A 12,559-nucleotide genomic window follows, 5' to 3' on the forward strand; every position below is an offset into this window, starting at 1 on the left:
GCGTCCCGCCCAAGATTATCGGGATCGGGCGCCCGTTGCCGGGCGCACCGCTGCGCGGGGCGGTCTCAACTCCGGTCGCCGCTCCCCCGCAGCACCGAGCGGATGCGCGCGAGGACCTCGGTGAAGCGGGACTCGGCGCCGTGCCGGGTCGGGCGATAGTACTCCCGGCCGTGCACCGCGTCGGGCGCGTACTGTTGGCGGACGACGCCGCCGGGGTGGTCGTGCGCGTACTTGTAGCCCTTCCCGTGCCCGAGCTGGGCGGCGCCCTTGTAGTGGGCTTCCCGCAGATGGGCGGGGACGGGGCCGGCCAGCCCCTTGCGGACGTCGCTGAGCGCCCCGTCCACCGCCGCGATCACCGCGTTGGACTTGGGGGCCAGGGAGAGGTGGATCACCGCCTGCGCGAGGTTGATCCGCGCCTCGGGCAGGCCGACGAACTCGACGGCCTGCGCCGCCGCCACCGCCGTCTGCAGGGCGGTCGGGTCGGCCATCCCGACGTCCTCGCTGGCGTGCACGATCAGCCGCCGGGCGATGAACCGGGGGTCCTCCCCGGCCTCGATCATCCGGGCGAGGTAGTGCAGCGCGGCGTCCACGTCGCTGCCGCGGATGCTCTTGATGAACGCGCTGATGACGTCGTAGTGCTGGTCGCCCTCGCGGTCGTAGCGGACGGCCGCGCGGTCGACCGCCCGCTCGAGCACGTCGGGGTCGATCACCGGGACGTCCGCGGCCGCGTCGCCGCCGTCCTCCGCGTCGCCGCCCCCCGCGTCGGTCTCCGCGTTTTCTTCCTCCGCGTCGCCGGTCTCCGAGCCGCCGGTCTTCGCGCCGCCCCGGTCGACGACGAGGGCGGCGGCCTCCAGGTAGGTGAGGGCCCGGCGCGCGTCGCCGCCCGCGAGGCGGACGAGGTGGTCCTCGGCGGCGGGGTCGAGGCGGACGGAGCCGCCGAGGCCGCGCTCCTCGGCGATCGCCCGGCCCACGACCTCGCGCAGCGCGTCGTCGCCGAGCGGCTCCAGCGTGAGCAGCAGCGACCGCGACAGCAGCGGGCTGATCACCGAGAAGAAGGGGTTCTCGGTGGTCGCGCCGATGAACGACACCCACCGGTTCTCCACGGCCGGGAGGAGGGCGTCCTGCTGGGCCTTGTTGAAGCGGTGCACCTCGTCGACGAACAGGACGGTCTGCCGTCCGGTCATGCCGAGCTCGCGGCGCGCCAGGTCGATCTCGGCGCGGACCCGCTTGACGCCGTCGCTGACGGCGGACACCTCCACGAAGCGGCGGGAGGTGACGTGGCTGACGACCGTGGCGAGGGTGGTCTTGCCGGTGCCGGGCGGGCCCCACAGGACGAGCGACATGGGGGCGTCCCGGTCGACGAGCTGCCGGATCGGGGTGCCGGGACCGAGCAGGTGGCCCTGCCCGACGACCTCGTCGAGGCCGCGCGGCCGCATGCGCACGGCGAGCGGCTGCCCGTCCGCCCGCCCGCCGGGGCCGGCCGCCGGCGCGGCGGCCCCGGACGCGGCCGGCCCGCCGCGAGCGTCACCCGCCGTGTCGCCGCGGGCGCCGCCCGTGAGCGCCGGATCGTCGAACAGGCTTTCCGCTTGGCCCGATTCCGCCCTGCTGGTCACGCTCCGACATTATCTCTCCCAGGGGGCGCGCCGATCCGCCCGCTCCTGCGGGAACCGGGAGGCGGGCGGGCGCGTTGAAACGCCCCGGAGGAGAAAGCGGGAAAGTGACCGAGACGAGGACGGCCCGGGCGCGGGCGAACAGGCGGAGCGGGCTCGCCGGCCTGCTCGTGGCCCTGTTCGTCGTGGCCGGGCTGGTGGCCGGGTACGGGCTCGGCCACGCTCCGCCGATGCGGATCTGCACCGAGCACGCGGTGAGCGCGCCGGTCGCGGCCGCCGCCGCGGCGCCCGGCGGCTCCTCGGGCGGCGCGTCGGCCGTACCGGGCGACGCGTCCGGTGCCGCGCCGGGTCCGGCGTCCGGTCTCGGGTCCGATGCCGTGTCCGGCCCCGCCCCTGGGGTTCTCGGCGGTCCTGTGGCGGTCGCGCACGCGGCACCGACGCCGTCCGACATGCCCGGCCCCTCGCCGGGGGACGTCTGCCTGTGCCTGGCGGTGCTGCTGACGCTGATGGCCCTCGTGCTGGCGGGCGCCGCCCGCCGCCCGTTCCTGCGGCTGCCCGCCCGCTCCGGCCGCGTCCCGAACCGGCCCCCGGGCGCGGCGCTCGCCGCCCCCTCCCTCTCCGCGCTCCAGGTGCTCCGGCTGTAGGAGACCGGCCGTCCAGGCCGCCGCGCCGTGCCCGCCGCCGAGGCGGTACGGCGGGGCCTCCGTCTCCCCGATCAGCCGAACCACCCTCGAGAGGACCGCTCTCATGTCCAAGAGCGCCCGGAACAAGAACGCCCGAAGCAGTGCCGCCAAGAGCGGCCCCGTGAAGAGCGGCGCCCCCAGGAACAACGCCGCCGGGAACAGGAGCAGGACCGCGAAGAAGAACGCCCTGACGCAGCGGGAGGTGCCCTGGGGCGGCATCGCCTTCTTCACCGTGATCGGCCTCGTCGCGGTCGTCGCCGTCACCTACGCCTTCCTGCAGACGAGGTCGTCGTCGGACGGCGGCGCGTCCATCGCCGGCGTGGTCACCAACGACGACCTCGGCAGCGAGCACACCCGGGCGAGCGTCGACTACGAGACCGACCCGCCGATGGGCGGCGACCACGACCCGGTGTGGCAGAACTGCGACGGCGTCGTCTACGACCGGGAACTGCGCAACGAGAACGCCGTCCACTCCCTGGAGCACGGCTCGGTCTGGATCACCTACCGGCCGGGGCTCGCCGCGGAGCAGGTCGAGGCGCTGCGGGAGAAGGTCGAGTCGACGAGCTATACGTTCATGAGCCCGTACGCGGCCCAGGACGCCCCCATCACGCTCACCGCCTGGGGCAACCAGCTCGACCTCCAGGACGCCGGCGACGCCCGCCTCGACGAGTTCCTCAAGGCGTTCGTGAAGGGCCCGCAGACCCCCGAGCCGGGCGCCGCGTGCACCGGCGCCAAGGCCACCGCGTGACGCCCGGAGACGACGACGGCCGCGCCGGACCGGACGACGTCCCGTCCGGCGCGGCCGACGGGACCGACGGGGTTCCGTCCGGGGGCGCGTCGGGCGGCGGGCGGGGGCGCCGGGTCACCGTCGTCCTCGCCGTCGCCGTGCTCGTGGGCGCGGTCGCCCTCGCCGGGCTGGCCGCGCTGCGGTCGGGACGGCCGGGCACCGACGGGCCCGAGGCCGGGTTCGCGCGGGACATGAGCGTCCACCACGCCCAGGCGGTGCAGATGTCGTTCATCGTGCGGGACCGCACCGGCGACGCGGACGTGCGCCTGCTCGCCTACGACATCGCCAACACCCAGTCGCAGCAGATCGGCATGATGACGGCCTGGCTGGACGAGTGGGAGCTGCCGAAGGCGGATCCGGGCGGCCGGATGCGCTGGATGGCGGGGCACGGCGGGCACGGCGGCGGGTCCGCGCCGGGGTCCGGCGCGTCCGGCCGGATGCCCGGGATGGCGACGCCGGAGCAGCTCGCGGAGCTGGAGCGGGCGTCCGGCCGGGACGCCGAGGTGCTGTACCTCCGGCTGATGACCACCCACCACCGAGCGGGGGTGGAGATGGCCGAGGCCGTCCTCGGCCTGACCGGTCACGAGCGGGTGCGGCGGCTGGCCCGGACGATGGTCCGCGGGCAGCAGTCGGAGATCTCGCTGATGGAGGGGATGCTCCGCGAGCGCGGGGCGTCCCCGGCCGGGGGCCCCGGCTGAACGCCGCCCGCGGACGCCGTCGGCCCCGCTCCGGGACGTCCCGGGGCGGGGCCGACGGTACGTGCTGCGGCCGACGCGGGGTCAGGAGAACTCGGCGAGGGTCCGCTCGGCCTCTTCCAGCCACGCGCGGCGGGCGGTGAGCGCCTCCTCCGCCTCCTTGGCGTCCCGCTCGCGGCCGGCGCCGCGGGCCTTGTCGAGGCGGCCCTGGAGCTGGTCGATGGAGCTGCGCAGCTGCGCGACCGTGGCCTCCGCGCGGGCGCGGGCCTCGGGGTTGGTGCGCCGCCACTCGTTCTCCTCGGCGGCGCGGACGGCTTCCTCGATCTTGCGGAGCCGGCCCTCGAGGCGGTCGCGCTGGTCGCGCGGCACCATCCCGGCGGCCTCCCAGCGCTCCTGGACCGTCCGCAGCGCCTGCCGGGCCTGCCGGACGTCCCGCACGGGCAGCAGCCGCTCGGCCTCGGCGAGGATCTTCTCCTTCTCCTCGGCGTTCCCGCGGAACTCGGCGTCGCGCTCGGCGAACGCCGCGCTGCGGGCCTGGAAGAAGGTGTCCTGCGCGCCCTTGAAGCGGGCCCACAGCTCCTCTTCGGCGTCGCGGGCGGCGCGCCCGGCGAGCTTCCAGCGGCGCATCAGCTCGCGGTAGGCCGCGGCGGTCTCGCCCCAGTCGGTGGAGCCGCTCATCGCCTCGGCGTCGGCGACCAGGCGCTCCTTCTCGCGGCGGGCGTCCTCCCGCTGCTCGTCCAGCGTCGCGAAGTACGCCTTGCGGCGCTTGGTGAACGCGTTGCGGGCGGACGACAGCCGCTTCCACAGCGCGGTCTCGGTGGGCCGGTCGATGCGGTCGGCGGCCTTCCACTCCTCGACGAGCTGCCGGAGCCGCTCGCCGCCGTTCTTCCAGTGGGTCTCCTCGGCGGCGATGCGCTCGGCCTCGGCGACGATGCGCTCTTTGATCTCGCGCGCCTCGTGCCGGTGCTGCTCGCGCTGCGCCTTGACCTCCTCGCGGCGCCGGCCGACCCGCTCGGTCAGCCCGTCGAGCCGGCGGGCCAGCGCGTCGAGGTCGCCGACCGCGTTCGCCCCGGTCACCGCCTCGCGCAGCCGGCCGATGCTCTGCTCGGCCTGGGCGGGCTGCAGGTCGGTCGTGCGGACGCGCTGCTCGAGCAGCCCGATCTCGGTGACGAGCGCGTCGTACTTGCGTTTGTAGTAGGCCAGGGCCTCCTCGGGCGCGCCCGCCTGCCAGGACCCGACGACCCGTTCGCCGTCGGCCGTCTTGACATAGACGGTGCCGTCCTCGTCCACCCGGCCCCATGGATCGGTCGCGCTGGACACCCTTGCCTCCTGAATCGCGGGCCCGAACGTGCTCACGGCCTTCGGACCCTCCACACCTTAGTATCCCGTTCGGCTGATACCGGTCACCCGGCCGCGGCGGCCACCGTGACGTCCTCGATCGTGACCTTCTTCTTGGGTTCGCCGTCCCCCTCGGGCTCCGAGCCCGCCGCGGCGATCTTCTCCAGCACGTCCATACCCTTGGTGATCTTGCCGAACACGGTGTAGTCGGGCGGGAGCTGCGAATCGCCGTAGACCATGAAGAACTGGCTGCCGTTGGTGTCGGGGCCCGAGTTCGCCATGGCGAGGGTCGCCTTGCCGTAGGCCGCGCCGTCGAGGTTCTCGTCGGCGAACCGGTAGCCGGGGCCGCCCGTTCCCTTGCCGGTCGGGTCTCCGCACTGCAGGACGTTGAGCCCGCCGCTGGTGAGCCGATGGCAGGGGCTGTCGTCGTAGTAGTTCTTCTCCGCCAGGAACGCGAACGAGTTCACGGTGCAGGGCGCGTTCTTGCCGTCCAGTTGAAGGACGACGTCGCCCTGGTTCGTCTTGACGGTCGCGTTCACCGTGCCGGTGTGAGCCGGCTTCACGGGCGGGGTTCCGAGGCCGTCGGGGGCGCCCGGCGCGTCGGACTCGGTGTAGGCGCACTCGCCGTTCGCGGGCGACGCCGAGTTCCCGCCGGACGCGGCGTTCGCCTCGGCCGGGTCGTCGTCGCCGGTGAACAGGAAGATCCCCGCCCCGCCGAGCGCGATCACCGCCACCGCGGCGGCCGAGCCGAACACCTTCAGCCTGCGCGCCCTGGCCGCCTCCGCCGCCCGGCGCTGCTGCTGGCGCTCATAGCGTTGCCGCGCGAGCTGCTTCTTGCGGTCCTTCCCCGCCACTGGCCATGCCCTTTCGCTGTGATCAGGTGAACGTGCAGCGCATAGTAGCGGTACCGGCGCGTAAAAGCGCCGTAAAACGGACGCCGGGGAACGAGGTCACCCTTCCGCCCCGCGGGATAACGCTCCGCGACACGGCGATCGGCGGATCTCGTTCGCGGTGGCCGCGGGCGCGCCGGTACCCTCGAACACGCCCACCGAGATGGTTCTAAGGAAGGACGTCCGTGCTCGTCGCCGGGTTCCCCGCTGGATCGTTCGCCGCGAACTGCTATGTCGTGGCGCCCGCCGCGGGTGAGGAGTGCGTCATCATCGACCCCGGCCAGGACGCCGAGGCAGGCATCGACGAGATCCTGCGCGAGCATCGGCTGAAGCCGGTCGCGGTGCTGCTGACCCACGGCCACATCGACCACGTGTGGTCGGTGGCGCCGGTGTGCGGCGCGAAGGACGTGCCCGCGTTCGTCCATCCGGACGACCGCGACCTGCTGACCGATCCGGCCAAGGGGCTGTCGCTCGGTCCCGGGCAGCAGCTGTTCGGCGGGCTGGAGCTGACCGAGCCGGACGACGTGCGGGAACTGGCCGACGGCGCGGAGCTGGAGCTCGCCGGGCTCCGGTTCACCGTCGACCACGCGCCGGGCCATACGCCCGGGTCGGTGACCTTCCGGACGCCCGCCGCGCAGGAGCTCCCCGACGTGATGTTCTCCGGGGACCTGCTGTTCGCCGGGTCGATCGGCCGCACCGACCTGCCGGGCGGGTCGCACGAGCAGATCCTCGCCAGCCTGGCGCGGGTGTGCCTGTCGCTGCCCGACGAGACCGCCGTCCTGCCCGGCCACGGCCCCCAGACCACAATCGGCCGCGAGCGCGTCACGAATCCGTTCCTCGCGGACACCGCGCCCGCCGACGGGCCCCGCAAGGGACTCTAGGAACCTCACACACATCATGAGTTCGAGCTTCCAGGCCCCCAAAGGGGTCAGTGAATACGTCCCGCCGCGCGCGGACCTGCTGTACGCGGTCCGCGAGGCGTTCGCCGAGCAGGCGCGGCTGGCCGGATACGGCTATCTGGAACTGGCCGTCTTCGAGGACACCAACCTGTTCCGCCGCGGCGTCGGCGAGTCCACCGACGTGGTGTCCAAGGAGATGTACACGTTCGAGGACCGCGGCGGCCGCTCGCTGACGCTGCGGCCCGAGTTCACCGCGTCCGTCCTGCGGTGCGTGCTGGAGAACGGCCTGCACAAGCAGGGCGCGCTGCCGGTGAAGGTGTGGACGACCGGCGCGGCGTTCCGCGCCGAGCGCCCGCAGCAGGGCCGCTACCGGCAGTTCTACCAGCTCGACCTCGAGGCGATCGGCAGCGAGGACCCGCGGGTCGACGCCGAGACGATCGCGATCGCGGCGAACTGGTACCGCTCCCTCGGGCTGACGCGGGTGCGGCTGCTGCTGAACTCGCTCGGCTGCCGCGAGTGCCGTCCGGCCTACCGGGCGCGGCTGCAGGAGTTCCTGCGCGGCCTCGACCTGGACGAGGCGACCCGCGCCCGCATCGAGATCAACCCGCTGCGGGTGCTGGACGACAAGCGCCCGCAGGTCCGCGAGCAGCTCGCCGGCGCGCCGCTGATGGCCGACCACCTGTGCGCGGCCTGCAAGGCGCACCACGACGCCGTCCGGGAGCTGCTGGCCGACCTCGGCATCGAGTGGGAGGACACCCCCACCCTGGTGCGCGGCCTCGACTACTACACCCGGACGACCTACGAGTTCGACCACCCGCTGCTCGGCGCCCAGTCGGGCATCGGCGGCGGCGGCCGCTACGACGGGCTGTCGGAGGACATCGGCGGCCCGCCGCTGCCCGGCATCGGGTTCGGGCTCGGGCTGGACCGGACGATCCTCGCGCTGGAGGCCGAGGGCGCCGAGTTCGCCGCCCGGCCGCGCTGCGAGGCGTTCGGGGTGCCGCTGGGCGGCGCCGCGGAACGCCGCATGTTCGGGCTCGTCGCGGAGCTGCGCCGGGCCGGGGTCGCCGCCGACACGGCGTTCGGCGGCAAGAAGCTGAAGGGCGCCATGAAGGACGCGGACCGGTCCGGCGCCCGGTACGCCGTGATCCTCGGCGAGCGAGATATCGCGGACGGCGTCGCCCAGGTCAAGGACCTGGCCGCGGGCGAGCAGACCGCCGTCCCCCTCGCCGACATCGTCACGACGTTGAAAGAGAGGCTTTCGAAATGATCCGCTCGCACGAGGCGGGGACGCTCCGCAGGGAGCACGCCGGGCAGCAGGTCACGCTGGCCGGCTGGGTGGCCCGCCGCCGCGACCACGGCGGCGTCACCTTCATCGACCTGCGGGACGCGTCCGGCACCGCGCAGGTCGTCTTCCGCGAGGAGGACGCGGCGCACGACCTGCGCTCGGAGTTCTGCGTCAAGGTCGTCGGCGAGGTCCGGATCCGTCCGGAGGGGAACGAGAACCCCGAGCTGCCCACCGGTGACATCGAGGTCGCGGCCGAGACGATCGAGGTGCTGTCGGAGGCCGCGCCGCTGCCGTTCCCCATCGAGGGCGACGTCAACGTCAACGAGGAGATCCGGCTCAAGTACCGCTACCTCGACATCCGCCGGGACGCGGTGGCGCACGCCATGCGCGTCCGGTCGGAGGCGTCGTTCCTCACCCACGAGGTGATGCGCGAGCACGGCTTCGTCAACGTCGAGACCCCGACGCTGACCCGCTCGACGCCCGAGGGCGCCCGCGACTTCCTCGTGCCCGTCCGGCTCAAGCCGGGCCACTGGTACGCGCTGCCGCAGTCCCCGCAGCTGTTCAAGCAGCTGCTCATGGTGGGCGGGCTGGAGCGCTACTACCAGATCGCCCGCTGCTACCGCGACGAGGACTTCCGCGCCGACCGGCAGCCCGAGTTCACGCAGATCGACATCGAGATGTCGTTCGTCGACCAGGACGACGTCCTGCGCGTCGGCGAGGACCTCGTGTCCCGGCTGTGGAAGGAGATCGCCGGGTACGAGATCCCCCGGCCGATCCCCCACATCACCTACGCCGACGCCATGGCGCGGTACGGCTCGGACAAGCCCGACCTGCGGTTCGGCAACGAGCTGACCGACATGACGGAGTACTTCGCCGACACCTCGTTCCGGGTGTTCCAGGCCCCGTACGTCGGCGCGGTCGTGATGCCGGGCGGCGCGTCCCAGACCCGCAAGGAGCTGGACGCCTGGCAGGACTGGGCGAAGTCCCGCGGCGCCCGCGGCCTCGCGTACGTCCTCGTCCAGCCCGACGGGGCGCTCGGCGGGCCGGTCGCCAAGAACCTGTCGGACGCCGAGAAGGAGGGCCTCGCCGCGAAGACGGGCGCGTCCCCCGGCGACGCGATCTTCTTCGGCGCGGGCAAGCGGCACGCCACGCAGGAGCTGCTGGGCGCCGCCCGGCTGGAGATCGGCCGCCGCTGCGAGCTGATCGACGCGTCCGCGTGGGAGTTCGTCTGGGTCGTGGACGCCCCGGTCTTCGAGCCGGTCGAGGACGACAAGGGCGAGCAGATCGGCTGGACGCCGGTGCACCACCCGTTCACCGCGCCGAAGCCCGAGTACGCCGACACCTTCCAGGACGACCCGGGCGCCGCGCTCGCCGACGCCTACGACCTCGTGCTGAACGGCAACGAGATCGGCGGCGGCTCGATCCGTATCCACCGCGCCGAGATGCAGCAGCGGGTGTTCGACGTCCTCGGCATGTCCAAGGAGGAGGCCGAGTCGAAGTTCGGCTTCCTGCTGGAGGCGTTCAAGTTCGGCCCGCCGCCGCACGGCGGCATCGCGTTCGGCTGGGACCGCGTCGTCATGCTGCTCGCCGGGCAGGAGTCGATCCGCGACGTCATCGCCTTCCCGAAGGCCGCGTCCGGGTTCGACCCGCTGACCGCCGCGCCCACGCCGATCACGCCGCAGCAGCGCAAGGAGGCCGGCGTCGACGTGATCCCCGAGGAGGAGCCCGCCGGGAGCTGACCCGCACGCACGGCAGAGGGCGGTCGCCGCGGTGGCGACCGCCCTCTCGCGTGTCCGGCCGGAGGCCCCGGCGCCGCGGGTCAGCGGGTGGCGCCGCTCGTCACGCGGTAGACGTCGTACACGCCGTCGATCGAGCGGACGGCCTTCAGGACGTGCCCGAGGTGCTTGGGGTCGCCCATCTCGAAGGTGAAGCGGCTGACGGCGACCCGGTCGCGGGTGGTGGTGACCGACGCGGACAGGATGTTCACGTGCTGGTCGGACAGCACGCGGGTGACGTCGGACAGCAGCCGCGGCCGGTCGAGCGCTTCGACCTGGATGGCCACGAGGAAGACCGAGTCCTCGCCCGGGGACCACTTGACGTCGATCAGCCGGTCGGGCTGGCTGCGCAGGCTCCCGACGTTGGCGCAGTCGCTGCGGTGCACCGAGACGCCGTGGCCGCGGGTGACGAACCCGACGATGTCGTCGCCGGGGACGGGCGTGCAGCAGCGCGACAGCCGCACCCACACGTCCGGGTCGTCGGCGACGACGACGCCCGGGTCGCCCGCGGGCCGGTTCCGCTTGCGGCGGGTCGGCAGCGCGATCTCGGCGAGGTCCTCCTCGGCGCTCTCCACGCCGCCGAGGGCGTCCACGAGGCGCTGCACCACGTGCTGGGCCGAGACCTGGCTCTCGCCGACCGCGGCGTACAGCGACGACACGTCGGGGTAGCGCATGTCGCGGGCGAGGGCGAGCAGCGCCTCCCCGGACATCATGCGCTGCAGCGGCATGTTCTGCTTGCGCATGGCGCGGGCGATGGCGTCCTTGCCGGACTCGATCGCGGTGTCGCGGCGCTCCTTGGAGAACCAGTGCTTGATCTTGTTGCGGGCGCGGGCGCTCTTGACGAACCCGAGCCAGTCGCGGCTGGGCCCGGCGTCCTGCGACTTGGAGGTGAACACCTCGACGGTGTCGCCGTTGTCGAGGGTCGACTCGAGGGGGACGAGGCGTCCGTTGACGCGGGCGCCGATGCAGCGGTGCCCGACCTCGGTGTGGATCGCGTACGCGAAGTCGACCGGGGTCGCGCCCTGCGGCAGCGCGATGACGTCGCCCTTGGGGGTGAAGACGAACACCTCGGAGACCGACAGGTCGAAGCGGAGGGACTCCAGGAACTCGGCCGGGTCGGCGGTCTCCTTCTGCCAGTCGAGGAGCTGCCGGAGCCACTGCATGTCGCCGGCGCGGCGGCCGCCGACGGTCTCCTCCTTGTACTTCCAGTGCGCGGCGACGCCGTACTCGGCGCGCCGGTGCATCCCCCACGTGCGGATCTGCAGCTCGACGGGCTTGCCGCCGGGGCCGATCACCGTGGTGTGCAGCGACTGGTACATGTTGAACTTCGGCATCGCGATGTAGTCCTTGAACCGGCCGGGGACCGGGTTCCATCGCGCGTGGATCGAGCCGAGGGCGGCGTAGCAGTCGCGGACGCTGTCGACCAGGACCCGGATGCCGACCAGGTCGTAGATGTCGTCGAAGCTGACGTCCCGGGCGATCATCTTCTGGTAGATCGAGTAGTAGTGCTTCGGCCGTCCCGTCACGGTGGCCTTGATGCGGGCCTCGCGCAGGTCGGTGGAGACGTTCTCGATGACCTCTTGCAGGTAGACGTCGCGCCGCGGGGCGCGCTCGGACACCAGCCGGGCGATCTCGTCGAACCGCTTCGGGTACAGGGTGGCGAACGCGAGGTCCTCCAGCTCCCACTTCAGCGTGTTCATCCCGAGGCGGTGCGCCAGCGGCGCGAACACCTCGAGGGTCTCGCGGGCCTTCTTCTCCTGCTTGTGCCGCGGCATGTAGCGCAGGGTGCGCATGTTGTGCAGCCGGTCGCCGAGTTTGATCACCAGGACGCGGATGTCGCGGGACATCGCGACGACCATCTTGCGGACGGTCTCGGCCTCGGCGGCCTCGCCGTACTTGACCTTGTCGAGCTTGGTGACGCCGTCGACCAGGGCGGCGATCTCGTCGCCGAAGTCGGCGGTGAGCTCGTCCAGGCTGTAGGGCGTGTCCTCGACGGTGTCGTGCAGCAGCGCCGCGCAGAGCGTCTCGGTGTTCATCCCGAGCTCGGCGAGGATGGTCGCGACCGCGAGCGGGTGCGTGATGTACGGGTCGCCGCTCTTGCGCTTCTGGTGCCGGTGGTAGTGCGCCGCGACGTCGTAGGCGCGTTCGATGAGCCGGAGGTCCGCCTTCGGGTGGGTGTTGCGGACCGTCTTGATCAGTGGTTCCAGTACCGGGTTCATGGCGGTTCCGCGCTGGGCGCCCAGCCGTGCGAGCCTGCGGCGCACCCGGGCGGCGGACGGCGGGACGGTGGTGGTCGCGGAGGCGCCCCGGTCGGCGGGGTCCTCCTCGGTGTGGGACGCGGGGCCCGGCCGGGCGGCCCCGGCCTCGCCCCCGGTGCCGCCCGGGGTGGCCCCGGCCCGACGCGGGTCTGGTCCACCCCCTGCCCCACCAACCCCCCGGGGCGGCCGGGGGGGCGGTGCTGGGGGGCGCGGCCCGCGGGGGGCTCGCCGCCCCCCCCGCGCGCGGCGGGGCGCACCGGGCCGCCGCCCGCGCCGCGCGCCGCCCGCCCGCCGCGCCGGGCGGGCGCACCGCCGCTCTCCGCCTGCCCTGAACGGGGG

Annotated in this window: 10 protein-coding genes; 6 read left to right on the plus strand and 4 right to left on the minus strand. The window is 73.5% G+C overall.

All coding sequences use genetic code 11. The features are described from left to right. Nucleotides 1–65 precede the first annotated feature (65 nt). Entirely contained in the window at nucleotides 66–1,436 is a 1,371-nt protein-coding gene (locus DMH08_RS17335; protein WP_125615805.1) for a replication-associated recombination protein A, read from the minus strand. A gap of 281 nt (nucleotides 1,437–1,717) precedes the next feature. Here DMH08_RS17335 and DMH08_RS17340 point away from each other — a divergent pair, with 281 nt between their 5' ends. The 3 genes from DMH08_RS17340 (at nucleotide 1,718) to DMH08_RS17350 (ending at nucleotide 3,778) form a co-directional block, all read left to right on the plus strand. Next, nucleotides 1,718–2,254 (plus strand): hypothetical protein, encoded by a 537-nt coding sequence (locus tag DMH08_RS17340; protein WP_125615784.1) that lies wholly within the window; start codon nucleotides 1,718–1,720, stop codon nucleotides 2,252–2,254. Nucleotides 2,255–2,357: 103 nt separating this feature from the next. Next, nucleotides 2,358–3,041: a DUF3105 domain-containing protein gene (locus DMH08_RS17345; protein ID WP_084550770.1), complete on the plus strand. Its 684-nt coding sequence runs from the start codon at nucleotides 2,358–2,360 to the stop codon at nucleotides 3,039–3,041. Further along, a complete protein-coding gene (locus DMH08_RS17350) occupies nucleotides 3,038–3,778 on the plus strand; it encodes a DUF305 domain-containing protein (protein ID WP_125615787.1) in 741 nt (246 codons plus the stop codon). The genes DMH08_RS17345 and DMH08_RS17350 overlap by 4 nt, the downstream gene beginning before the upstream one ends. 81 nt (nucleotides 3,779–3,859) lie before the next feature. Here DMH08_RS17350 and DMH08_RS17355 read toward each other — a convergent pair whose 3' ends face one another. Beyond that, nucleotides 3,860–5,095, minus strand: coding sequence for a DUF349 domain-containing protein (locus DMH08_RS17355; protein WP_026404178.1), 1,236 nt, complete (start codon nucleotides 5,093–5,095; stop codon nucleotides 3,860–3,862). An 83-nt stretch (nucleotides 5,096–5,178) separates the two neighbouring features. Then, a complete protein-coding gene (locus DMH08_RS17360; RefSeq protein ID WP_026404177.1) occupies nucleotides 5,179–5,967 on the minus strand; it encodes a peptidylprolyl isomerase in 789 nt (262 codons plus the stop codon). Nucleotides 5,968–6,188: 221 nt separating this feature from the next. On the opposite strand from DMH08_RS17360, the gene DMH08_RS17365 reads away from it, so the two are divergent. Genes DMH08_RS17365 through aspS form a run of 3 tightly spaced genes read left to right on the plus strand, consistent with a single transcriptional unit; the run spans nucleotide 6,189 to nucleotide 9,926 of the window. Then, nucleotides 6,189–6,884 (plus strand): MBL fold metallo-hydrolase, encoded by a 696-nt coding sequence (locus tag DMH08_RS17365; protein WP_125615790.1) that lies wholly within the window; start codon nucleotides 6,189–6,191, stop codon nucleotides 6,882–6,884. A gap of 16 nt (nucleotides 6,885–6,900) precedes the next feature. Beyond that, nucleotides 6,901–8,169 (plus strand): histidine--tRNA ligase, encoded by a 1,269-nt coding sequence (hisS, locus tag DMH08_RS17370; protein WP_125615793.1) that lies wholly within the window; start codon nucleotides 6,901–6,903, stop codon nucleotides 8,167–8,169. Further along, nucleotides 8,166–9,926, plus strand: coding sequence for an aspartate--tRNA ligase (gene aspS, locus DMH08_RS17375; RefSeq protein WP_026404174.1), 1,761 nt, complete (start codon nucleotides 8,166–8,168; stop codon nucleotides 9,924–9,926). Before hisS ends, aspS begins: the two co-directional genes overlap by 4 nt. Nucleotides 9,927–10,006: 80 nt before the next feature. On the opposite strand, the gene DMH08_RS17380 is transcribed toward aspS, so the two are convergent. Continuing rightward, nucleotides 10,007–12,181: a RelA/SpoT family protein gene (locus tag DMH08_RS17380; RefSeq protein WP_051301139.1), complete on the minus strand. Its 2,175-nt coding sequence runs from the start codon at nucleotides 12,179–12,181 to the stop codon at nucleotides 10,007–10,009. Nucleotides 12,182–12,559 lie beyond the last annotated feature (378 nt).

The sequence above is a fragment of the Actinomadura sp. WAC 06369 genome, from assembly GCF_003947565.1.
Taxonomy (GTDB): domain Bacteria; phylum Actinomycetota; class Actinomycetes; order Streptosporangiales; family Streptosporangiaceae; genus Spirillospora; species Spirillospora rifamycini.